The organism is Alteromonas sp. W364, assembly GCF_031846205.1.
Classification (GTDB): domain Bacteria; phylum Pseudomonadota; class Gammaproteobacteria; order Enterobacterales; family Alteromonadaceae; genus Glaciecola; species Glaciecola blandensis.
Map to the genome: position 1 here is coordinate 63,047 of NZ_JAVRID010000008.1, position 24,996 is coordinate 88,042.

A 24,996-nucleotide genomic window follows, 5' to 3' on the forward strand; every position below is an offset into this window, starting at 1 on the left:
AGCCCTCATTTTTGATTGTCTAAGCTTAGTGTATGCCTTTCATCTTTTGATTTTTTGATCTGGGTCAGTTTACAATTCATTGTTGACCCAAATACCTATTTGCTCGGTTGTTGTGGCTATAAACCTTAACTAATTACACGGCTGTTAATTCAAAAATTAAACTAGTTTGCGGAAAGGAAATGGGCAACTGCATACCCATGTCACTTAGCAGCTGACCATTGAAAACTTTACCTTCAATTTGGCTAAGAATAGAAGGTGAATATTCCTTCAATACGGTCGGCCAAATCAGATTCAGTCGGTAATTGGTACTCGGATTCAAACCTTGAAAGCGATACTTCTTTGGCATCGTACGTTTGGTTTCAGTCACGCTATTGTAGGCATACAAAGCCTGAGTTTGAGCTTCATTAACGATACCAAAATCAATTGAGTTCCCATCAGTATCCAATCGTATTAAATTGCCCGAGTGAATCAGTGAGCGGTGTTTTTTATGCAAAGCTATGACTTGTTGTAGGGCTGTGACTTCATGCTCGGTCAGTTCTCGAGGATCCATTTCCAAGCCCATATGTCCAAAGAAGGAGACTGCAGCTCTCATTTCAATACTAATGTGGCGTCCGGTAATGTGGCAATCACGAGGACCAACATGTGCACCCATTACTTCCGATGGGAAAAAGAATGAACAACCGCGCTGAATATTGAGTCTGTCGAGTGCGTCATTCGAATCAGAGGTCCATACTCTGTCGGTATGACTCAGAACACCATAGTCAACACGCGCGCCGCCGGAGGAGCAACTCTCAATTTCTACATCGGGGTGAGCTATACGAAGGTCATCAATCAACTTGTACAATGCATGCGTTTGCTGACTCACTGCTGGCACGCCAATCGCGTTCCCAGCATGATTAATGTCTCGGTTCATGTCCCATTTGATATATCGTATGGTCGGATACTCTCGCAAAATATCGTCAATGCATTTGTATAAGTAAGCGACAACTTCTGGGCGAGTTAAATCCAATACCAACTGATTTCTAAAACGCAGTTGTTCATTCCCCTCGGTTTGAAGAACCCAGTCGGGGTGGGCTCGATAAAGGTCGCTATCAGGGTTCACCATTTCCGGTTCAAACCAAATACCAAATTCCATCCCCAACTCATTGACGTGATCGATGATGGGAGACAAGCCATCGGGGTATATTTCGTAGTCTACAGTCCAGTCGCCTAATCCAGCATTGTCGCCTCGTCTGCCCTTAAACCAACCATCATCCAACACAAAACGTTCAACGCCAAGTTTAGCAACTCGGTCTGCTAAGCCTTTTAATGTGTCTACGTTATGGTCGAAGTAAATACCTTCCCAAGTATTGTAATGAACGGGGCGTGCTTTTGATTGCTGTTTAGGCGTTAGTATGTGCTGGCGCACAAAATTATGGAATTGATTGGATAACTGACTAAAGCCTTCTTTCGAAAATGAGCAATAGAGGGTAGGAGACTGATAGCTTTGACCCGCTTGCAGAGTAACTTCACTCGGCATTAATAGTTCGCCCATTTGCACATAAGTTCGTTGCTCAGGAAGTAATTCTACTCGAGTACGGTGGTTGCCACTCCAGCCTAAATGAAAACCATAGCATTCACCTTGTGATTCATTGGTGTATTTGTCATGCAGAACAGCGCCTGGAAAATTATCATGCGAGGTTTTGCCTTTACGGTTTTCGCGCAACACAGCGCCTAAGAAGAGGTCAACGGTATTGCGATGGAATTCATTTGACCAACGGCCTTCGAAGCTCATTAACTTTGTTATATGGTCAGGTAAAGGGATTGTTGGTGCGGCGCAATAGCCAACATTGATAGTGCTGTGACTTTGATTTTTTAGCTCGGTTGAAGCACTGAGCACATTGGTCTCGGGGCACAGCACCAAGCGATGAATTAGGCTGATACTGCGAACGGTATCGACGGTCTCAAATTCTACTTCTTGCGCGTTGTTTTGCTTAACGCTATGCAGCTCGCCGCCCATAGACCAAACGTTATGATGTTCATGACTCGATAATTCGATACCTGGCCCACCTGTAAATCCTTCGCCCATGCTAGGTGATAACGAAATTGGGGCTTCGACCACTACAGCACATTTTGCCTCTTGACGAGTACGTAACAATTGAATCATGTTGAATGGCGACTGTTTATTGAGCTTACTGCCAAAATAAATAACGGCAGGTGTCTTGCCACTGCAATCGATAACGATACTGACATCGCGACTCTCTAATTGAACAGAAGCTGGTAGCTTCATGTTGGGTGTCGTCGTCATAGCTGTTTCCTCTTTGTGCCACAGACTCAAATGGGCAGATAATTTATTTAGGTCTAATTTTTTGCAATATATCATATAAATATGTTTAATATAAATATCGATATACGAATTTTTAACATATAATCTCCAATAATGAGATTTTAGTTTTTAAGTGCGTTCGCAAAAGACACTAATGCACTTTAAATAATAGGATATTTTATGCTAGGTATTTGCTATTACCCAGAACATTGGCCAGAAGAAATGTGGGCAAACGACGTTAAAGAAATGTGCGAATTGGGACTAAAGTATGTACGTATTGCTGAATTTGCTTGGTCAAAAATGGAGCCGAGAGAAGGGCAGTACGACTTTGCATGGCTAGACAGAGCTATTGATGTAATTGCCAGTACGGGTTTAAAAGTGATCATGTGCACACCCACAGCAACACCACCAAAATGGTTAATCGATAAATATCCTGATATTTTACCCGTCGATGTCAATACAGGCATAGTCCGCGGTTTCGGTTCACGTCGTCATTACGATTTTTCAAGTGAAAACTATTTCAAGGAAGCGATGCGAATTACAGAAGTGCTTGCTAAGCGATATGGTGAGCACCCTGCCATCTGTGGTTGGCAAACCGACAATGAAATTGCTTGTCATGATACAACACACAGTGGTTCAGAGAACGCGAAAGTAGCATTTCAAGCTTGGTGTGAACGTTACTATGGCGATATCGATTCATTAAACAAAGCGTGGGGGACCATCTTTTGGTCAATGGAATATCAAGACTTTTCACAGATTGAACTGCCTATTCTTGCTGTTACTGAAACGCACCCTTCACACAACTTAGCTTATCGTCGTTTTAGTTCTGATCAAGTTGTCCGCTTTCATGATGAGATGATTCGAATAATAAGAGCGCACGCGCCGGACCGTTTCATTACGCATAATTTCATTCCTATGGTCGACACCCAAACAGACAATTATGCCTTAGCAAAAAATTTAGATTTTGTTGCTTATGATAATTACCCCTTAGGACGAACCGACCTGTTTTTTGAGCATATGTCACCGGAAGAATTTAAACCATACATGCGCACAGGCCACCCTGACTTTTCAAGCTACTCGTTTGATCAAACACGCGGTGTGAGTAAGAAGAACTTTTGGATAATGGAACAACAGCCTGGCCCAGTAAATTGGGGACACCACAACCCTAGGCCTGAAAATGGTATGGTCAGATTATGGTCGTGGCAAGCCTTTGCTCATGGTGCTGAAGTTGTGTGCTATTTTCGTTGGCGACAAGCACCTTTTGCGCAAGAGCAAATGCATGCGGGCGTGAAGCGTAATGACAACTCTAAGTCGCAAGCATGGTATGAGATTGAGCAAGTACGTGATGAACTAGCGTCGGCGAATATTGATACTTCGGCACCTGTAAAAACACGAGTAGCCATTGTCACAGGTACTATAAATCAATGGGTAACCGAGATAGAAAGACAAGGTGACAGCTACAATCATCAGCAAGTGGAGTTTACATATTATACCGCATTGCGCCAGTTGGGTTTAACGGTAGATTTCGTTTCTACTGACTGCGATATATCAACTTATGATTTATTGGTAGCACCTTGTTTACCTATCGTCGAGCAGGGCTTTATTGATAAATGCAAAGCAGCTAAAGCTCACGTCGTGTTTGGTCCTCGCTCAGGTGGTAAAACAAGTGAATTAAGCTTGGCTTCGCAATTGCCACCAGGTAACATTCAGCAGCTCATCCCACTCAAAATACATTCAACCGAAACCATTCGTCCCGATTGTTCTGAATTGATGAGCTTCAACGATCGGCAATATGATAGTAAGTTATGGCGAGAAGAAATTGTGTTCCCAGAAACCGTAATGACCATAGCTAAATATCATGATGGTCGACCGGCGGTCGCTCGATTCGAAAATACGACTTATATCGCCAGCCTGACATGCGAAAACTTTCTAGTAGACTATTTTGAAGTGGTAGCCGCCGAGCTTGGTTTAGACGTAGTGAAACTGCCAAAAGATGTGCGGATCGTGGATCGTGGTAGTGTTGTTTTCGTGTTTAACTACGGACATCAAGAGCAGCGATTCACTGCGCCGCAAGAGGCTAATTTTGTCATTGGTAGCGAAGTCCTCGCACCTTTTGATGTGGCGGTATATAAACGCTAAGACTCATGTGCCTTAGCGTTTTGATCTTGCTCTCTTTTGACCAATACAAAAGTTAGAAACATTTTTGTGGGTAAAGAGAGCGCCATGCCAATAGCAACGCAAGCAGCGCTGATAATAATCCCATTCACGCCCATCTCTTCGATAGTTGGGCTGAATAGGTGAAAATATACGCCTAGTAAAATCAGCGAAATACCCACAGTCATGACAATTTTTAAGATGAATATAAGTTTACGATCATTCATATCAGGCTCCTAGTGAGGATACAATCTTGTAACTGAAACCATTGTAAACCTCGGCTTAGAGCCAAACTTTGATCTAAAGCACCATAACGCATGTTGCATACAAATAATCGATAAATTATCTTATGCAAAGCGTCAAGACTACCTTCGCCTTATCTACATCTCTGCAGTATTTGCCCACGAAAATACCGGCTTTTGTTTGAACACGAGTGCATTCACCAGCAGTGCTACTGACACACAGGACAACAATGTAATAAACATCAAGTGAATATAGTGTAAGCCAAAAGGAGCATGGAGTGGAGAGAACTCAAAGCTCATTGCGCCATAGAACAATACACCAAATATCACAGCGGTAATCGCCGCATTTGCATGTACATTCTTAAACAACAAACCCACTGCGAAGACCGAAAGAATAGGCATACTTAATAAGCCATACAATTGTTGGATTAGATTAATAATACTTTCAGCGCTGGCATAAACTGGTACTAATGCAAGCGAAACAACCGTTAATAAGGCAGTCACTAAACCACTGAGCTTAGGTACGTTTGGTTTATCGTTGATGTAGGCTTGGTGAATATCACAAACATACAAAGCCGTTGCTGAGTTTAGGTTACTGTTATAAGTCGTGAGAACTGCTGCCGCCATCGCTGCAGCAAAAACACCTGAGAGGGAGGGGTCGAGTAAATCACCCACGATCCGACCATAGGTTGCATCACCGATGTCGCCGTAAAGTTTAAATGCGATGATGCCTGGTATCACAATGATTGCTGGTACGATTAACAAGCGAATACCTGCAGCAGCGAAGACGCCCTTTTGCGCCTCTTTTATATTTGGCGCTGCCATTGCTCGTTGAGTAATAACTTGGTTTGTACCCCAGTAGAACATTTGAATGAAGATCATGCCAGTCAGTAAGGTATGCCAAGGAATAGGTGATTCATCATCGCCAATCAAGGTTAAACGTTCTGGTGGAATGCCGGAAAAATCATAGTCAATGGCTTGCAATGCAACAAAGACAACGACTAATGCCATGACGAGCAACAGGACGCCTGAATATGTATCTGACACAGCAACCGCTCGTAAACCACCGAAAATAGCGTACATAGCACCGACGGCAGCGAAAGCCACTGCAACCGTCATGATATTGACCTGGAGGTCAAACATGTTGATCATGAATAAAGAGCCACTGTAGATGACAGCAGGGCAAAAGATGAGTGCGCTTCCGAGGAAAAATAAGGTACTGATAACAGCTCGAATGTTTTTATCGTTATAGCGTCTTTCTAAAAGTTCAGTTGTCGTGGTGCAGTTGTAGCGGTAGTAAACTGGCAAAAATACCTTGGCTAGAATGATAAGACCAACAACCGCAGAAAACTCCCAAAGAGCTAAAAGCGCCATCTGATTGCCATTCATACCTACAAGTTGGTCGGTACTAAGATTAGTCAGCGTGATTGAACCTGCGACGAAATACCAGGCTAGACCGCCGCCCGCTAGGAAGTATTCTTTAGTTTGATTCGCTTCACGGTGTCCTTTCCCTTTACAGTGAATGTAAGTTAGGACGGCGATTAACAATGTAACGCCTAGAAAAACCGATATTTGAATAATACCTTCGGACATAATACTCCCTCGTCTCACGCGCAAAATACTTATTGGTGAGTTTTATTGTTATTTTATTTAATGACTCCGCTAATGTTGCGTTAGCGTGAGGCTGACATTCTTTGATATTGCGATGGCGCCCAGATGCGAGCGCCACATCTTACTGATTTAAGCAATGGCTGTATCTTTTGCTACTTCCATTTTAACTTCTACAATTTGCGCTCTATCAACGACTTCGTTGCTGAGATTAATCAACTTATTCACTTGCATGATAGAAACCAGCATGGCGTGAATAGGCATCAAGTAACCTTCCTTACGCAACTTATCGAGGTCTTCCAAACTGAGACTTTGGAATTTATCTTCGTCGATAGTGTGCAGGCCTTTTAGCTTCTGAATTTCGCCGCTTAAGAAACGAATGTTCATATCAATTGGCTTAAATAGGCCCATTTGGTCTAATACGGTACTGAATTGCGCAGTTTGAATATCTTTCTTCACGTCCGCTTCTAGTATCTGCATACGTCTTTGCGTTGCTGCACTTGGCTTTCCGTCATCTTCAAACATTGCTTCCCCAGTTTTTTCCGAGAAGTCATCACCACCGTCAACAATACCCACTGTGTATGACTTTTCGTCTTTTGGCGAAACCATAAGATATAGGGGGTAGGTTTGAATGCTGGTCGGGCGGTATATCGCGTCGAGTTTGCCGTCTTTTACAAACAAATTCATATCTGGCACGAAACTCGTCATGGCAGAAAAGCTCCAAAATCCGTTGTGTGTATTCTTGGTAGCGAATACTGGATAACAAGTGGCAGCTTGAGCAATCTCAGTTGCACGCAAATTCATTAAATGTTGTTTTGCAGCAAAATTGATCACAGCATTGTTTTTTATCTTTAAGTTTTTATGCGCTGTGTTACTTAGTTCAACAAGAGTTAATTTTTTCATATGTCCGTTATTTCATTTGTGCGCTAGCAAGCCACTTCTCAATATATTCTCTATGAGGCGGAAGGGTTTGTAGCATCTGTTCTGTAATTTTCTGATTTCTCTGAATAATCATTTCAGCTTGTTGCTTGTCTTGATAAAGATGAGCTTGCTGAGAAAAATCAGGTTTGAAGCCCATGCCATAAATCACGTATTGATAACTGGCGGCTGGAAACAATTCTATCGCACTTTCGAAGTCTCCGCTCGTTGGGCCTCGATAACCCCAAATTGCAAGATCTTCCTTTAATGAGTCAGGAATATTGTCTGGGTTGGTATGGTCTTGCCAATATGGCTCTGGACGCTTTGTTAGCATGTAATGCAGCTTTAAAAAATCGATAATTCGAGTCCAGCGATAGCGCATTTGTTGATTAAATCGCTTGGCTACTGTCGGCATTATGGTTTTGCTTGGCGGTAAATTTTCAGCAATATATCGTGCTGAAAGTTCGACCAACATGATTGCAGTCGCTTCTAATGGCTCCACAAATCCAGCTGCCATGCCAACCGCGACGCAGTTTTTCTCCCAAAAGCGCTCTCTATGACCGGATTGATAGGTAATTTTTCGGGTAGTCAAACCTTCTCCCGCTTTACCCAAGTATTTGCGCAAGTTCGACTCTGCCTCATCATCTGATAAGTACTTGCTGGAATAGACATGACCAACACCGCGTCGATGGGTCAGACCAATATCCCAAATCCATCCGGCGTTTTGACCTGTGGCAATAGTATGAGAAGCAATTGGACTATCTGCGTTTTCATAAGGAACGTGCATAGCTAAAGCTGAATCATTGAACAGGACATCGTCTACCTTTATAAACGGTACATTGAGTTTCCCACCTAGTAACAAAGCAGCGAAACCCGTGCAATCCACATACAAATCAGCTTCTACTGCAGGATGCTTTTCCAAGTTTATAGACTTGATACTGCCGTCTGATGTTAGCGTAACTTCATTCACCGTATCCACGATGTGTTTTACATTTAAGTTATCTCGACAGTGATTTTTTAGAAGCTCAGCGAATTCACCGGCATCGAGATGGTAGGCGTAATTGCATTGTCCGGTATATTCACTTTCAGATATGGTACGAGGGGCCAAACCCGCTTCACACACATGGTGTTGGAAGTTCGATTCGACTGCGTAGTTTTCAATGTCGGAAACATAGGGGGCAAGATCTAAGCGACCATATCCGAGTGGCACGGTAAAGGGGTGATAATAGAAGTCGCCGTTGCCATGTACCCAATTTACGAACTTACCGCCTTGTTTGAATACAGCATGGCAATGAGCAAATAAATCAGCTTCTTTGATACCAATATCCCGTAGCGTATTTTTCATAGTCGGCCACGTGCCTTCGCCAACACCTACAGTGGGGATATCAGAAGATTCGATTAGGGTAACTTGGACGCCCTCGGCGCTGCTCCCTTTATGGTGTGCGGCGATAATGGCTGCGCTTAACCACCCAGCTGTACCACCACCCACAATTGTAATATTTTTAATAGCTTCAGACATAGCTTGCGTAATCCGTTTTCAAACTTAACTTAAAAGGCTTATTGCCTTATGCACGATAAACGCTGAGTGAAGTGAAGTAAATATAGGTTTGAGCTTGCTTTGCACTGCTTTGTACAGCCACAGATACAAAGTGTGAGTGAACAGCCAGGACACGTTGGCTGCCACTCACGATGTCAAACATCTTTCTTTGTTACATTACTCTTAAAAAGCAGCACGTACGCCTAATGCAAAGCGACGTCCGTTATCTTCAACCGAGTAAGTTTGGTTAGCAAAACGACCAGTCTGAACCAGTTCTTCTTCAGTAATGTTGATACCTTCAAAGAATACTGTGAACGTTTCGTCAATGTCATAGCTCGCGCTAACATCTATCTGGCCGAAAGTTTCAGTATTGATTGGCTCGCCGTTGAAGCCATTGTCGATTGCTCGAAGGAAGCCCTCACGATTGTTATAAGCAATACGTGCTTGGATTTGGTCTTTCTCGTAGAACAAGACCAAGTTCTGAGAGTCACCAATACCTTCTAGTGCAAATGTTTGCGTAGTATCAGTGCCTAGAGACACGTTACTATCAACAATGGTAGCGTTCGCTTGAATACCAAAACCGTTATCAAACAAATGAGTTAGGCCAATTTCATAGCCTGTCACTGTTGCTGCGTCGCCGTTTTGAGGACGCGTTACCGTGTAAACTTCTGTAAGGCCATTCAATTCGTCAGCGCTTGCTGTTGCGTCACTGCCACAAAGCGCAGTATTAGTTACGCTACAGCGATTTCCTGGCGTGTTTAAACGATCATCTAAGGTATAGGTTTCTGGACCTGTCAAACGAGTAATAAAGTTATCGACTTCTTTGTTAAAGAACGCAAAAGTAAATAAGTTCGCATCACCATAATACCATTCAAAAGCCAAATCCCAGTTTTCAGACTGGAAAGGCTTAAGCGCGGGGTTACCGCCTGATGCCGTTAGGTTCTGACGACGAGGTTCATTAAACGTGGTCGCTGGTGACAACTGGTCCATTGTTGGACGAGTTAGCGAGTCATATACTGAGAAACGAATCACCATGTCATCAGTCGCTTCAAGCTTCACGTTAACACTTGGCAATAAGTTAGCGTAACTGCCACCTTGCACGATATCGGTTGCTGGACCAAAAACGTTTCCAAATAAAGTGGCGTCAGTCGTTGGAATAATATCAGTAAGGAAACTCTGAACCGCTGATACGTCGATATCTGTTTGTGCATATCTAGCACCTACATTTACCGATAGAGGCATGTCACCTAAGTCATAAATGAAAGTGAAGTCCATGTACAAACTCGTGATGTCTTCGTTAATCGTGTAACGGTTATTCTGTAAAGTCGTTACGATTGGGTTGCCACTTGCCGCTAAGAAGTCAACGTATGCGTCACCATCGTAGGTATAGAAAGTGTCAATCAAACCAGGGAAGAAGTTATTTGCTGTAAATGGTCTGAAGTTAATTGTATCGTTTGGTGCAGGAGTACCATATCCACAGAACGCACATTGGTTACCAAAGATTTGGAATACCGACTTTTCACGTTCCTGACGGTATACACCAAAGCGTGCATTATCTAAAACATCGCTGTCAGCGCGGTATGTGAAGTCGGCTTTAAATTCTGTAATTTCATCTTCAGCCGAAGGTACATTACCTTTTTCGTTATAGTGCAAACGAGATAATGACGCATCAGGTAGACTACCATTACCAAAACCATCATGACGAACGGTAGGGATACTGCCAGTGCCATCAAAGGAGTAATTATTAATGATACCCACTACATTGAAACGGTCTTTACCAGCGCGATCATTTTCTGCCGATGAGGTTGACACATCAAACTCGGCCTTCAATTGATCATTGATATCCCATTCAACATTTAAACCGAAACCATCGTTTGAAACATCACGAGAGTTACGAGTGGTCGAAACAAAGTCACTTGCCGGGTTACCAGAACCTTGGGCGTCTAAGCCAATATCTTGAGTAAAGGTTAGCAATGTGCCTGTTGCAGGATCAATAGTGGCTGAGCCAACACGGTCTGGCTCGAACCAAGATGCTAAGTCAGTGACGACAGAGTCGACTTCAAACTTAGATACAAAGCCGTCAAGAGTAATTGTTAAATCATCTGAAGGAGCATATTGGAAAACTAAGCTAGCATTTGTACGCGTACGCTCTTGGTTATCAACGATTTGATCCCAGTTACGAGGAATGTATGCATTTGAAAATAATACGCCGTCACGATTGTTTTGAATCGTCTGGCCAGGACGCCAACCAGCAGTAGCGATTTGGTTGATTTGCACGTCACGTTGTTGGTGGCTAACAGCTAATAAAACACCCATTGTATCGTCGTTGAATGTGTTAGACACTAAAGCAGATACTGAAGGAGAGATTTCCTCACTCAAACTTTCATACATGCCTTTTACCGAGGCAACTGCCTTGAAACCTTCATAATCGAATGGGCGAGCCGTAATCAAACCAACCGTGCCACCAATGCCACCTTCTTGCATTGCAGCATTCGTACTTTTGAAAATGTCGGCACCAACAATTTGGTCGGCTGCTAGTACGTCAAAGTTGAACTCACGACCAGCACTGTCGGTCGCTATTTGACGACCATTAACGAGTACAGTGTTGAATTGTGGACCAAAACCACGAATGGTAACAGCTTGACCTTCACCACCGCTTCTATCGATTGAGACACCCGTAATACGTTGCAATGATTCGGCAACGTTCAAATCTGGGAACTTACCTAAATCTTCTGCCTTAATACCATCTGATACTAGGTTGGAATTCTTTTTATCATCGATAGATGCTTTCAGACTACTTCTGATACCGCTTACAAGAATGACTTCTACTGCGTCGTCGGCCGATTCTTCCTGTGCGATGACTTGGTTTGAGCTCAATAAAGCACCCGCCACAGCTATTGCTATTGACGTGCGTTTACCAAACGTTGTTAACGTCTTGTTCATTTGTGTTTCCCCTTTGCTTTTTCGATCTTTTTTTGTTTTTTAATGTGTCTAGTTGTGTGTGTTCGACACAATACAAAATAGATTAAAACCTATTTATCGTATAAATATAATCAATTGAGTGAAAATTACAATGATTTTGGTTAAATTTAAATTAAATCTAGTGACGTTTTTGTGACAAGTCATTTACAATTTATGTGTTTCTATTCTGTGTGTTTGGATTTTAATTTATTGATAAATATAATTAAAGTTTGCTTTAGGGCAGTTTTTTTTGAAAGTTCTTATGTGAGTTTTGTTGTTAAAAAATAATTTTAAATTATCTTATAAATACGATTAATCTTGATTTGTTTTATGTGCCTCGTTATCATTCGTTACACAAAGTTGGGGCAAAATTGGTTTGTTATTCGACTACGAAAGCAGCACTTATTAACTTTCAGCAGAAAAGTTTGATGAACACCAAAATAAAGCGGTAATGTGCCCAGTATAGAATGTATTGAAGTAACATTAATTGTTAGGTATGCCATATATGACAAGCGATTTCGAATTTACCCACCGCCGTAAAAATATATTAAACGGTGAATGGGTTTTGGTATCTCCACATCGCAATAACCGACCGTGGTTAGGGGCTACTGAGGCCGCAACTGAAAACACACTAGCGTCTCATGATGCATCGTGCCCACTCTGCCCTGGCAACTTGCGAGCAAATGGTGAAGGTAACCCGCAATATGAGTTCACGCATGTTTTTACAAACGACTTTGGTGCGTTGGCGCCTCAACAAACGGACGTCGGGTCTATCCAAAGTGACGCACTGTTTCAAGCTGAGCCTGCGACCGGTACAGCAAGAGTAATATGTTTTTCACCCGATCACAGCAAGACGCTGCCCGAACTGAGCGTGAATGAAATCAGGGAAGTGGTTGATACTTGGAAGAACCAATTTGATGAACTAGCAGAACACTATTCTTGTATTCATATCTTTGAAAATAAGGGTGAGATAATGGGGTGTTCACAACCTCATCCGCATGGGCAAATATGGGCCCACAATCATCGCTCTACAGAAATTCAAGCAGAAGACGAACGACAACTAGAATACTTCCAAACACATGGACGCTCATTGCTTGCCGATTACATCGATCGCGAACTTAGTGAAGAACAACGTATTATCGTTGATAACGAGCACTGGCTTGCAGTCGTACCTTATTGGGCTAAGTGGCCATTTGAAACATTGCTGCTTTGCAAAGACGATGTAAAAACGTTCTCGCAATTAAATGCTGAGCAGCGTCACTCTTTGGCAGAAGCGCTCAAAATCTTAACCATTAAATACGACAATGTGTTCAATACGAGTTTTCCCTACTCCATGGGTTGGCATAACGCGCCTCTTGATATGCAAAATAATGAACATTGGCGTCTACACGCACACTTCTATCCACCACTTTTACGTTCAGCTACGGTTAAAAAACATATGGTTGGTTATGAAATGTTAGCGGAAAGTCAGCGCGATTTGACCGCTGAAACGGCTGCAAAAATATTGCGAGAAGCCTCTAACGTACATTATAAAGCTAGTTAACTTAGCCTCGGCTTGGATAAAATATGACGTCTAAAATATACGATACTGATTTTCAAAAGGCATTTTCATCAATATTTGCAGTACCACCACAAGCTATTTCAATTGCTCCAGGTAGGGTAAACCTCATTGGTGAATTCACCGACTACAACGATGGGTTTGTGTTGCCTTGCGCTTTGCAATATAGCACTCGCATTCTTTTTTCTGTGCGCGACGATGACCTTATTTCTGTTCAATCAACCCACTACCCTGGTGAATCTGAATGTTTTAGTATTAGTGAAGATATTGTCAGCGGCGAATCACATTGGGGTAATTATGTTCGTGCAGTCGCTTATGTGTTCCGACGCGAAGGCTTAGCGCTACGTGGATTCAACATGTTGATTGATAGCGACGTTCCTCAGGGAAGTGGCCTCTCGTCTTCTGCAGCTTTGGAAGTCGCGATTGGTGGTGTGTTTAATCATGCTGGGAACTTAGGCTTGAGCAAGGAAAAGATAGCATTACTGGGTCAAGCAGCTGAAAATGATTTTATCGATTGCCAGTGTGGGGTGATGGACCAAATGATCTCGGCATGCGGAAAAGAAGGCCACGCAATGCTGCTGGATTGCGAGAGTTTAAAAACCCAAGCAGTGGCTATTCCTAAGGACCTAGTGGTTGTTATTGTTAATTCAAATTACCCTCGAAAACTCGTCGATAGCGAATACAACCAACGTAGAATCGATTGCGAAAATGCGGCAAAAAAAATGCAGGTTAATTCCTTACGCAAAGCTGACATGACTACCTTAGACTCCGTGAAAAACCTACTGACAAAGAATGAATACAAACGCGCCCATCACGTGATTAGCGAGAACCAACGCGTACTCGATGCTGTTGATGCATTAGCCGAAAACAATATGACAGAGTTACGTCACTTAATGACAGCTTCTCACATATCACTGCGTGATGATTTTGAAGTAACGGTGCCCGCAACTGATGGCTTAGTTGAAATTTGTGCTGCGGCCTTACAGGACCGTGGTGCCGTGAGAATGACTGGCGGTGGTTTTGGTGGCGCAATTGTTTGCCTTTGCCGCGAAGAGGATATTTCCTCAATCGAAGAGGCTCTTGAAGCTCACTATGAAGAAAGGTTTAAGCTGAAAGCCAATATATACGTGTGTAGCGCTGGTGACGGGCTCCTTGTGAATGACCTATAAGGTCGATTCACGATTTCGCTCAGTATGCGCCTAGATTATCCTTAAAAAACAACTATGATTACAGCTGCTTCTTAAACAGAACTTGTCAAAAAACTAAGGATATATAATGTTGAAATGGGGTGTAATAGGGTGTGGACATATCGCCAATACCTTCGCTGAGGGTTTAGCCTGTTTGAATGAAGGCGAGCTTATTGCTTGTGCATCAAATTCTATGCAGCGCGCGAAAGATTGGGCAGCAAGAAACAGTGAAAAGCATCAAATTACCGAGATATATGATAGCTACGATAAACTGCTCCAAGATTCGGATATCGATGCGGTGTACATTGCAAATACGCACAATTTTCACTACCAATCCGTCAAGCAGTGCCTGCTAGCCAATAAACATGTTCTTTGCGAAAAGCCTATTACACTCAACGCCAAGCAGGCCACAGAGTTATTTGCTTTGGCAAAGGAGAGGTCATGCTTCTTAATGGAAGGAGTATGGACACGTTTCCTCCCAGCGATAAGAATGTTACAGAAGGTATTGAGCGATAATATCATTGGTGATGTTCTGTCTGTGCGCGCGGATTTTAGTTTGAATCGTGTATTTGAAGAAACGCATCGTCTTCGTAATAAAGAGTTGGCCGGTGGCGCATTGCTCGATTTAGGGATTTATCCTATCACGTTCGCTTACATTGCTTTTGGTGAGGCTCCAAGCAAGATACAAAGTTCAGTTGTTCTCGACACAACAGGTGTTGATCAACGCTCATTTTACTTATTTGAATATGAGGATGGTGGTCGCGCTAATTTGTCCTCAGCTTATAGCCATGTTGCTCCAACAAGCGGCATTATTGCAGGCTCTGAAGGTTATATTGATGTACCTCATTTCCTTGGTGCTCAGGGGTTCGTCGTTCATCGAGAAGGTGAGTCACCGCAAACACATTCTTACCCTTTTGATAGCAATGAAAACTTCAGTTTCGAAATTCAACACATGCAAGACTGTGTTAAGCAGGGATTGTCAGAAAGTCCTATTTTACCTGCGAGTGAGAGTATTAGTGTCTTACAAACGATGGACGAACTCAGAGCCCAGTGGGGTATAAAGTATAAAGATGAGAACTAAGGACGGCTATTGAGTCTGACGTTTATCGAAGGAAGCAAGGAAGTGTATCGTGAAGTTCGGTGAAGTCTGAGCTTGGCGACAATCATTAATAATAAAAAGGCAAAATCGATAATGGTAAAAATAACGCAAATCCAACACGAGAGAAGCAAAAACGTCTGGCTGGGAACAGCCCTACTCAAGAGCCTAGCAATACTCGCCATAGGTTTGTGTGTTGTGATGCAGTTTAGTGCTTTTGCTATGTCTGAAACAGAAATAGAAGCACAGGATCTATACCCGGTGACTCATCCAGACATGCAACCTGAACTAGCAAGCAAGGGAAAGTACAAAGTTGGCGTGCGTACAATGGATATTAGCAATAAGAGCTATTTTAACCTGCTAACAAATACTCAAGAGCCACGGAATCTTCGCTTGGAGGTTTGGTATCCAGCAACAGTTGACGTAAATAGCGCCAAGACAAGTTACGAAAATGAAACTCGCTTAGCTAAACGCTTTAGCATCAAAGCTGATGCATATAGAGATGCTTCGCCCTTAGCGAATGGAGAAAAGCATCCTGTTGTGATTATATCTCACGGTTACACGGGCTATCGCACCATTATGTTTTATCTAGGTGAACACTTGGCCAGTCATGGCTACATAGTTGTAGGTATTGACCATACCGATTCAACCAACGAAGACGTGGATATGGTCAATGGCCCTTTTAATGGTTTCCCGAGTACCTTGATCAACCGAAGCCGAGATCAGCAGTTCACCCTAGATTACATCACAGAGCAAAGTCACTTCCTTAGTGATCTTGTCGACGCAAACAATGCGGGACTTGTTGGTTACTCAATGGGGTCCTTCGGCGCGATCAATACAATTGGTGGTTGCTATAATTTTAGCCCGGTAGCCGCAGGCATGTTTACCGGTGTGCAGGACCCAAATATTGTACCGATGATACAAAAAGCCTTAAACAGCTGTGCAGCAGGCCAATACGAGAACCCTAAAGTTGACGATAAGTGGAAAGCGGCAATTACCTTTGCTGCTTGGGGCGGTCAACATCAATTGTTTACCAAAGAAAGTTTGGCAGCGATTGACGTTCCAAAACTATTTGTTGCTGGCAATTTAGATGATATTTCAGGTTATGACGGTATTCGTAGTTTGTACGATAGTATGTCATCAGAAGACACCTATTTGCTGACAATGATGAATGCAAGGCACAATATTGCACCTCATCCCACGCCAGCAGAGGCTTGGGGAAGTGAAACTGACTTCGGTCACTATTACGAACCAGCTTGGTCAAGTGCAGTTTTGAACGATATAAACAAACATTTCAGTTTGGCCATGATGGATTGTCATGTGAAGAAAGTCAGCAGCGCTTGTGATTATTTAGACTTGTCTGAAAGTTCTGACCAGGCACAGGTAAATGGAAAATTAGGTGAGCCTTGGAAAGGCTTTGATAGTCGCTTTTCGACAGGACTTCGCTGGGAACAAAAAGCAAAAAACTCTGAAAAATAAGACAATAAGCGCTTGAAGAAATGACGAGCAAGGGCTCGTCATATCTTTGTTTGTTAAACGGGAATATGAAAGCCAAGCATGTTAACTAGCTTATCTACTCAGCAACTGTTCTCGTTTAATTATTGCGCTTTCAACTGGTGATAATATTAGCCCAATTTAATTCGGCGTTTGGCAAAAATAAATGCAAGTGCCATTAGGCTCATGGCGCTAAACGCCCTGGGGCTGTTGGCGGTGATTACCTCACTGTCTTTGCTATTTGCAATCAAGTCACCGCTGATAACAATATCATCAAATGCGATGCTCTCTTTTGAGGCATTCGTAAAAGCGTCGAAGTGTAGCGAAAATACGTCAAAATTAAGACTGGAAAGATCGTAGCTTACAGTTTGAAAGTCTGCGTTGAGTTCAATCGGATTGTTCAAACCAATACCACCAAAAAAGGAATCAATTAGTATCCTCTGCTGATTATTTGACGGAAGTGCAGACGCATTACTTGAACTGAGGTCCTGTGCATAAATTGCGAGATAGTCAGTGCTTTCTAAGCCTCCAGACGAAGCTACGCTCATCGAAAGGCGGACATTCTGATGGTTACTGATATCTACACTATTAAAGCTTAGTGTGCTTGGTGACGCGGCGCTTGAGCCGTTTTCGTCAAGGTTTATGCCCGTCCAAAAATCTTGGCCCTGGAATCCTCGATAGAAGTTAGTATTATTGGTAATGTTGGTTGAGTGGCGCTGCCAATGCCAATCTCTGGCTGTTCTTGGGCCATCAAAACTACCAGCGTTCACTGCAAAGTATGCGGTATTTAGCCCGTCGTTTTCAAAGTCTTCACCAATGATAACTGCAGCGTAAGCGTGATTAAGCACTGATGCGCAGATCAAAGCTCCAACCAGACCTAAGGCTGCACATAAGCGCTTTGAGTGTTCAGCGATATTGCTCGCTTTGATATTTTTCATATTACCTTCCTTGGTATGTTTAATTACTTGTAGTACATAATGGCAAATTGCAGTGAAAAGAAAACTGATCTTGAGTAGGGTTTTACTTTATCTACAACACGCTAAGATAAATACCGATGCATTCACATCACTTTAGAATGACAATATGGTTCGAAGGCCGATAATCTGAGCGGTGGAGATGTCTTGGCCCGATGGATTATCTATCCATTGATAAGTAGGCTGGACCGACAAATACTCTGTCACTTTCATTAGGTAAGTCAATTCGATATTCAATTCACCATTTGTTAGCGCAGTCATATTTTCTGTCAAATCGAAGTCAGATGAGCCTTCTGCATACGCAAAAGCAATACCTATGGCGTCATCAGGCCTTGTTGATAATAGACCTGTTTTTACCAAGCCGGCACTGTAAAATCGTGAGAATGCATTAAGTTGCTCACTGCCTGAGCCCAATCTAGCAAATCCTGTAAGCCCCTCGAGTTCTTGAAACTGGTGCTCCACACGCAGGTACAGTCCTGTATTACTCTGTGTATTTGGAAGATCATCACGCAAGGTGTTCCTTGAGTATTGCCAAGTACCGATAAGCCATTTAGTGCCGTCGCTTAAATACTCTAATTCTGCAATATTCAGGTAACCTTCGCTTGATGATAAATTCAAGCCTGTGGCATCTGGATGCTGACTATCACCTGGTACACCGTCGGTGACCACAAATCGAAAAGACAGGTCTTCGTTTCTATACTGATAGCGTATTGAAAGGCCCGGGAAAGGATAGGTTGATGGTCCGTTTGTGCCACTGGAGCCGAGTGTATTTCCCATACCGTAAGCTGCATTGACGAATAAATTAGCACTATCGAGTACATCGAACTCCGTGTTCGTATCATAAAGACCTAACAACATTGAGTGGGATTTGTTTGATAATTGTACATATGCTTCATGCACACGTTTCAGATTAACGCCAGTTTCAATACCCGATGCGCCTTGAATATCACCTGATTTCGTCGTACTGAACTCAGCACCATTAGCATAAATCCCCGACACAAATAAATTCAATTTTTGTTCTTTAGCAAAATCAATCTGATGACGTAACTCTATTGTCGCGAAATCAAGATACGCTGAGCCAGACTCCTTACCACCATTTCGATTGGAGAGAAAATCACTGCTGTAAATGACACTTATATTTGTCTCGTTGTTTATTGTTTTTTCAGTTTCCGAACGCAATGGTGACGGGACTGTAAAAAGAATGAAACTGACAATTAAGAAGGTGGGGACTTGCGCCGAAAGGCTAAGAGAGAACATGTAACTCCTAATGACTAAAGGCCTGATAGAATATCCCAATGACTGTGGAACTACAAATTACCAAATAAAAACAAGGCTTAAAGACGTGTTTTCGAGACTAAATTAAGGTGGTTTGACAATTTAACAAACAAACAAAAACGGCTTCTGAAAGAAGCCGTTAAAAAATTGCTTTTGACTCGACTGTGAGCCAATTTACTCGATTTCTTACAACAGCGTTACGAGAAAGAATACTTGGGATACGAGCCCTGATGGGCTTGTTATCGTTACACTTAACGTTGCATCTGTAGCCGGGTCACCTGCAACCAAACTGTTAGTTAATCGGAAGCTAGCGCTTCTGCTACCCTCTTGGTTTGTTTGCGGCATAGTAAAGCTTGTTTGGCCGGATAAAGTACCTGCATTGGTATTCACCGATATTGTTGAGCCGCTAGGAATGGGTTGATTTGCCGTATCGGAAAACGTAAATGTAAATCCTAAGCTCTCTTCTCTGACAATCGATGCAACTGGAGTGCCCGAGCTTGGAGTAGAGTTATTAGCAACTTCAACACCGCCAGTGCTTACAGAAATCAGTGCTGCGCTTTGTGACATCACTAATACCTGTGCACTTCTCACGTGCAAGCTAGCTTCGCCACAAGCACTACCTGTGCATTGAGGACCATCAAATAAACCATTTTGCCCTTCAAACACGCCTGAATTGTCGAAGTCCAAAAACACTTCATTGCTATCCTTTACACGGTTTTCATTGTCATCTCGCCACGCTTCGCTTAAATCGACAAAACCTGATCTTGAAGGAAAAACGAAATCCAAGCCACTTCCGTTGTTACTAGTAATAGCTGCACCATCGGCATCGTCATATACATTGTTACCATTACTATCAACTAATGTTTCATGACCAATCGCGGTTGCTAGAATAGTCACTCGACCGTCGCTCGGTCTCGGATTTGAGCTAGTCCAAACGACACTGCAGACGCCACTTGTTGTTAAGCAACTTGGTTCAATAGAACCGCCTTCAGTGGTGAATGAAACTGCGGTTCCATCAGGTACAGGGTTGTTAAATGTATCAGCTAAACTGGCCGTAACCGTTACCTGCTCGCCATTCTGGCTGAACGCCTCTGGATTCAAATTGCTGAAAGATAGAGAAAAACTATTTTGATCAGGTAAGCCAGTATTCACTGTGAGCAGGTCAGACTGAGTCTGCAATGTTTCGGTATCACTGATATCAACTTCTGCAGTGACACGAACAGAGGTAGGAACGTTACCCGCGGTGACTTTCACACTTACTTGCCCTTCAGAATTAGTCAGGCCTGTCGCTGGCGATAAACTCAAGTCACCGGTACTAGTGTTTAGACTGAAGCGTACTGTTTGTTGCGCCAATGGGTTACCCTCAGCACCATTTACTTGAAAGGTCAGTGTGGAAACAGATTCACTTCCTTGACCACCCGTGCCTTGTAAAACAATGCTCTCTGGTGACGCGGAAAGAAAGGCAATAGAGCCCACAGATTCGGCTGATAAACTCAAATCCCGTGCTACGGTTAATGTTGTGGAATTAATGGTGACACTGGCTGCAATGGTGTCATCGTTTCCAGCACCACCGGCACAACTGATATCTTTATAGGTAGCATTTGCTGTACCGTTGATTGTATTGACTGTATCATCTAACGTTGCTTTGTCCGCCTGAACACATACCGAAGTGAAGGTCACCGGCGTACTTAAGTTGATTGCTTGATCGTTCTCATCGACAACGTCAACTCTCACTCCAAGCGTTGCCCCTGCGCTAATAGTGACGTCGTCCGAACTAGTAGTACCTGCGAAACCTAATACATTCTCAATGAATACGCCATTTTCAAAATGACCAATACGCACAATAGAATCGTTCACTGTGCCAGCGGCTTGAACTTCATAGTTTACTGAATCAGTTATCACTGTGTCATTGTCGTTGAAAGTAACGCTTAAGCTTGCCGCTCCGAGGTCAGACTCGCTTGGCGTTAAAGAAGCTTGGGCAAGACCATTCGCATTTGTAAGTGCTTGGTCAACAGATAGCTCTCCAGATGAGGCCTGAAAACTAACAATTTGATTTTCAATTGGATCAGCATTGCTGTCTAGCAATACAGCTCGAACCTGAACGACGTCGTTAGCTTGAAAACGGGTAATTGGGTTCCCTTCACTGTCGAGAAGATTAACACTGATACTTGATAGAGTGGCGTCAGTTTCTTGAGCAGATAAAAACTCGTAGTTAACAGAGCCAACAGCGCCGTCGAAAGTCGCTGATAATACACCAGCACCTACGTTAGCGTTGCTAGAGTCGAGTGTAACTTGCGCGATGCCATTCGCATCGGTTAATTTAGTCGCCGCAGATAGCTCACCGATATCGGCGCTAAAAGCGATTATTTCACCACTAGTTAAGACATCATCTTGCGTCAGTGTTGCTTGTACACAAACAGTATCTCCGACCACGAAGGCGTTCCCATCAACAGCTTCACAGTTGCCATCAAGGACCTCAACTATGATGGATGTAACAGGTGCTAAATCTTCTAGCGGATCGGTTTCTTCATTGTCGCCTGAAGCGCCGTTACAAGCGGCTAAGGTACTAGCAAGAAAGGCTATACCAAAAAGTTTGGATAATCGTTTTGTCATGAAAACTACTCTTCAATGTTCTGCTTTAAATACTGAAAAATTTCGCGTGCAGCTTTAGGTGGCTTTTCAGTTTCTCTCTGTTTAACGGCCTGACGCTGCATTTGCCTTAATTTTTGTCGGTCTAGTTGTGGATGTTCATTCAATAACTCTTGAATTGCGCTGTCACCCTTATCCACAATTTTATCTCTTAACTCTTCCAATAGGTGAAAGTGCGTATTTGACTTTAGGTGGTGGGCGCGTAATTTATTAATGGCTGATTCAATCTCTGCTATATCGCGGCTTCGCAGTAGTTTGCCAATTAACTGTAATTGACGACGAAAGCCGTCTTTTTTCTTGTTTATGCGCTGAGCAAGTGCGATGGCGTCAATTAGCTCATCGTCCAAAGGGATCTCATTTAACTGCCCAGGAGTCAGATCTACTAGAATGCCGCCTATTTTTTTTAAGTCTTCTGCTTCTTGTTTTAACTGCGTTTTGCTTTTGATTGGATCGCCATTCTCATCTAGCAAAGGCTCATGACTCGGTTCGGTATTCATATAAAGTTTTTTCATTTCTTTAGTGGTAGAATTAGCGCAGATTGTAACCGTCACACTATTGTTTGGACAGTAAAAATAAATTATGGAATCTGAAAAGCAGTTAGCAGAAATTCAAAATGTCGTTGATGACGCGTTGCGTTTGGCACTAAAAAAGGGCGCGACGGCTGCAGAAGCAAGCATGTCGAAAGTTCAGGGGATTGCAGTATCATCTCGCATGAAAGAAGTTGAAACCGTTGAGTTTACAAATGACGGCGGCCTAGGTATAGCAGTGTTTGTAGGCCAAAAAAAGGGCAGTGCATCAACCGCTGATTTGAGTCCAGAAGCGCTAAAATTGACAGTTGAAAAAGCGGTAGAAATCGCAAAATATACCAACGAAGATGAGTGTGCAGGCATCGCTGATAAGGAATTTATAGCGACAGAAATTCCCGAATTAGACCTATACCATCCTATAGAATTAGATACCCAAGCAGGAATAAAACTCGCGATTGAATCAGAAACGGCTGGTCTGGACTATGACTCAAAGATAGTTAACTCTGACGGCGCTTCATACAACGCTAATTTAGGGGTAAGAGTTTATGGAAATACGCATGGAATAAACGCAGGCTATGCGAGCAGTCGTTATAACTTAAGTTGTGTGTTGATCGCTCAAGACGGCGACGATATGCAGCGTAACTACGCCTACACAATCGGTCGTGAAGCGCACAAATTAGATGTCCCTACTATTGTGGGTAAAGAAGCAGCAAAAGAAACCTTGAGTCGATTAGGTGCCCAAAAGATTAACACTGCCAAGGTGCCAGTATTATTCCATCGCGATATTGCGAGTGGTTTGTTTGGTCATTTTGTTAGCGCAATTAGTGGTGGTAGCTTGTTTAGGCAATCGTCATTTTTACTCGATAGTATCGGCACTAAGGTATTCCCTGACTGGCTTACGATCGAAGAAAAACCTCACTTGTTAAAAGGCTTAGCGAGCTCGCCGTTTGATAATGAAGGTGTTCGTACTGAAGACATGACAATCGTAGATTCAGGTGTGCTTCAACATTACCTATTAACGAGTTATTCGGCCCGCAAAATGAAGCTCAAAACAAATGGGCACGCAGGTGGAATTCACAATTGGTTAGTAAACTCGACAGGTGAAACAGACCAAGAGCTGCTTCAAAAAATGGGTACAGGCCTAATTGTTACTGAACTCATGGGGCAAGGTGTGAATATTGTTAATGGCGACTATTCTCGTGGCGCGGCTGGTTTCTGGGTTGAAAATGGTATCATTCAGTACCCAGTGCATGAGATTACCATAGCGGGCAACTTGCAAGATATGTTTAATAATATTGTCGCGATTGGCGCAGAGACCGAGGTCCGTGGAAGTATACAAACGGGTTCTGTTTTGATTGAGTCTATGCAAGTCGCTGGGGCTTAATTTTTACTTAATTTTAGTGAGAGAAGTGCACCTACTGATAGTATGAAACACGCTTTTCGTCATCCATGACAGCTCTCAAACGGCGTCCTGCCGTTTGCAGGTTTCACACTATTAGTAGGCGCACTTCTCTTACCATAAGCAAATAAACTTTTCGTCATCCATGACAGCTCCCAAACGGCGTCCTGCCGTTTGAAGGTTGCACAGTTTACAGGGACTCCCTTCACTTCTTGTATAGTCAAACGCGCAATAAAAAACCCAATCAAATGATTGGGTTTTTAATGAATTAAAATATAAGTTGGTGATTAATCAACTTCACCGCAGAAGCGGTAGCCTTCACCGTGAATGGTGACAATCAACTCTTCATCGTTCGGCTCTGACTCGAAGTGCTTACGAATACGACGAATCGTTACATCGACTGTTCTATCGTTTTGACGCAATTCTCTGCCCGTCATTTCCATGATGAGTTGTTCGCGAGTTAGTATTTTACCTGGGTTGCTTAAAAACAAATGCAGGGCTCTAAATTCACTTCGTGGCAATCTAAATTCTTTACCTGCTGGTGAGATTAGGCTGCGGCTGTCGCCGTCTAAGGTCCAACCGTTGAAGCTAACCTTGCTTGGTAAATCATCATCTTCAGATGCACTGCTAGTGCGAGACAATAAGTTACGGGCACGAATAGTTAATTCGCGAGGGTTAAATGGCTTGGTTAGGTAATCGTCGGCACCGATTTCAAGACCTAGAATACGGTCTACGTCATTGTCGCGACCAGTTAGGAAAATAAGGCCAACGTTTTTTCTGTCGCGCACTTCGCGCGCTAAAATAAGGCCATTCTTGCCAGGCAGGTTAATGTCCATAATAACCAAGTTAATCTGGTTGTTTTGGAAAAAATCATGCATTTCTTCGCCGTTTTCAGCTTCAAAAACATTGTAACCTTCAGCTTCGAATAAGCTCTTAAGGGTAGTCCGTGTAACTACTTCATCTTCTACGATAAGGATATTTGGCGTTTGCATTGTTTACACTCTGTTAACATTTCAAATTTGAGTTTATCAGAATATTGATAAATTTCAGTCGTTTTCTTTGAAAATTTTTCGATTATTTAGCTTGTTGCGACGACTTCATTCTATTTTTGT

At 42.9% G+C, this 24,996-nt stretch carries 17 protein-coding genes; 6 read left to right on the forward strand and 11 right to left on the reverse strand.

Going from position 1 to position 24,996, the window contains the following annotated elements; all coding sequences use genetic code 11:
* Nucleotides 1–133 precede the first annotated feature (133 nt).
* The gene (locus RM556_RS13485; RefSeq protein ID WP_311374847.1) at nucleotides 134–2,287 is read right to left on the reverse strand and encodes an alpha-galactosidase; all 2,154 of its coding nucleotides are present in this window, start codon (nucleotides 2,285–2,287) and stop codon (nucleotides 134–136) included.
* 198 nt (nucleotides 2,288–2,485) lie between these two features.
* Between RM556_RS13485 and RM556_RS13490 the strand changes: the two genes are divergently transcribed.
* The gene (locus RM556_RS13490) at nucleotides 2,486–4,444 is read left to right on the forward strand and encodes a beta-galactosidase (protein WP_311374848.1); all 1,959 of its coding nucleotides are present in this window, start codon (nucleotides 2,486–2,488) and stop codon (nucleotides 4,442–4,444) included.
* On the opposite strand, the gene RM556_RS13495 is transcribed toward RM556_RS13490, so the two are convergent.
* The 5 genes from RM556_RS13495 to RM556_RS13515 all read right to left on the reverse strand — a co-directional run bounded on the left by RM556_RS13495 (nucleotide 4,441) and on the right by RM556_RS13515 (nucleotide 11,707).
* Nucleotides 4,441–4,686 (reverse strand): hypothetical protein, encoded by a 246-nt coding sequence (locus RM556_RS13495; RefSeq protein WP_311362204.1) that lies wholly within the window; start codon nucleotides 4,684–4,686, stop codon nucleotides 4,441–4,443. The two genes, RM556_RS13490 and RM556_RS13495, sit on opposite strands and share 4 nt — an antisense overlap.
* Before the next feature lie 153 nt (nucleotides 4,687–4,839).
* Nucleotides 4,840–6,294: an SLC5 family protein gene (locus RM556_RS13500; protein ID WP_311374849.1), complete on the reverse strand. Its 1,455-nt coding sequence runs from the start codon at nucleotides 6,292–6,294 to the stop codon at nucleotides 4,840–4,842.
* 147 nt (nucleotides 6,295–6,441) lie between these two features.
* Complete coding sequence (locus RM556_RS13505) at nucleotides 6,442–7,212, reverse strand: SapC family protein (RefSeq protein ID WP_311362205.1); 771 nt, start codon at nucleotides 7,210–7,212, stop codon at nucleotides 6,442–6,444.
* Between the two features lie 7 nt (nucleotides 7,213–7,219).
* Nucleotides 7,220–8,746 carry a tryptophan halogenase family protein gene (locus RM556_RS13510; RefSeq protein WP_311374850.1) on the reverse strand — a complete coding sequence of 509 codons (1,527 nt, stop codon included), beginning with the start codon at nucleotides 8,744–8,746 and terminating at the stop codon, nucleotides 7,220–7,222.
* Nucleotides 8,747–8,947: 201 nt separating this feature from the next.
* Complete coding sequence (locus RM556_RS13515; protein WP_311374851.1) at nucleotides 8,948–11,707, reverse strand: TonB-dependent receptor; 2,760 nt, start codon at nucleotides 11,705–11,707, stop codon at nucleotides 8,948–8,950.
* A 523-nt stretch (nucleotides 11,708–12,230) separates the two neighbouring features.
* On the opposite strand from RM556_RS13515, the gene RM556_RS13520 reads away from it, so the two are divergent.
* From RM556_RS13520 to RM556_RS13535, 4 genes are all read left to right on the forward strand, one after another.
* A complete protein-coding gene (locus RM556_RS13520; protein WP_311374852.1) occupies nucleotides 12,231–13,268 on the forward strand; it encodes a UDP-glucose--hexose-1-phosphate uridylyltransferase in 1,038 nt (345 codons plus the stop codon).
* Between the two features lie 23 nt (nucleotides 13,269–13,291).
* Nucleotides 13,292–14,452 (forward strand): galactokinase, encoded by a 1,161-nt coding sequence (galK, locus tag RM556_RS13525; RefSeq protein WP_311374853.1) that lies wholly within the window; start codon nucleotides 13,292–13,294, stop codon nucleotides 14,450–14,452.
* A 106-nt stretch (nucleotides 14,453–14,558) separates the two neighbouring features.
* On the forward strand, nucleotides 14,559–15,551 hold the full coding sequence (locus RM556_RS13530) for a Gfo/Idh/MocA family oxidoreductase (RefSeq protein ID WP_311362206.1): 993 nt from the start codon (nucleotides 14,559–14,561) through the stop codon (nucleotides 15,549–15,551).
* A gap of 111 nt (nucleotides 15,552–15,662) precedes the next feature.
* Entirely contained in the window at nucleotides 15,663–17,045 is a 1,383-nt protein-coding gene (locus RM556_RS13535) for an acetylhydrolase (protein ID WP_311362207.1), read from the forward strand.
* 146 nt (nucleotides 17,046–17,191) lie between these two features.
* Here the strand turns inward: RM556_RS13535 and RM556_RS13540 are convergent, their stop codons facing one another.
* The 4 genes from RM556_RS13540 to yjgA form a co-directional block, all read right to left on the reverse strand.
* Nucleotides 17,192–17,998, reverse strand: coding sequence for a hypothetical protein (locus RM556_RS13540; RefSeq protein ID WP_311374854.1), 807 nt, complete (start codon nucleotides 17,996–17,998; stop codon nucleotides 17,192–17,194).
* Nucleotides 17,999–18,130: 132 nt separating this feature from the next.
* Nucleotides 18,131–19,291: a carbohydrate porin gene (locus tag RM556_RS13545; protein WP_311374855.1), complete on the reverse strand. Its 1,161-nt coding sequence runs from the start codon at nucleotides 19,289–19,291 to the stop codon at nucleotides 18,131–18,133.
* A gap of 204 nt (nucleotides 19,292–19,495) precedes the next feature.
* Nucleotides 19,496–21,922, reverse strand: coding sequence for an Ig-like domain-containing protein (locus RM556_RS13550; protein ID WP_311374856.1), 2,427 nt, complete (start codon nucleotides 21,920–21,922; stop codon nucleotides 19,496–19,498).
* Between the two features lie 5 nt (nucleotides 21,923–21,927).
* Nucleotides 21,928–22,455 (reverse strand): ribosome biogenesis factor YjgA, encoded by a 528-nt coding sequence (yjgA, locus tag RM556_RS13555; RefSeq protein ID WP_311374857.1) that lies wholly within the window; start codon nucleotides 22,453–22,455, stop codon nucleotides 21,928–21,930.
* A gap of 82 nt (nucleotides 22,456–22,537) precedes the next feature.
* Between yjgA and pmbA the strand changes: the two genes are divergently transcribed.
* A complete protein-coding gene (pmbA, locus tag RM556_RS13560) occupies nucleotides 22,538–23,869 on the forward strand; it encodes a metalloprotease PmbA (RefSeq protein WP_311374858.1) in 1,332 nt (443 codons plus the stop codon).
* 302 nt (nucleotides 23,870–24,171) lie between these two features.
* Here pmbA and arcA read toward each other — a convergent pair whose 3' ends face one another.
* On the reverse strand, nucleotides 24,172–24,876 hold the full coding sequence (arcA, locus tag RM556_RS13565) for a two-component system response regulator ArcA (protein ID WP_311362212.1): 705 nt from the start codon (nucleotides 24,874–24,876) through the stop codon (nucleotides 24,172–24,174).
* Nucleotides 24,877–24,996 lie beyond the last annotated feature (120 nt).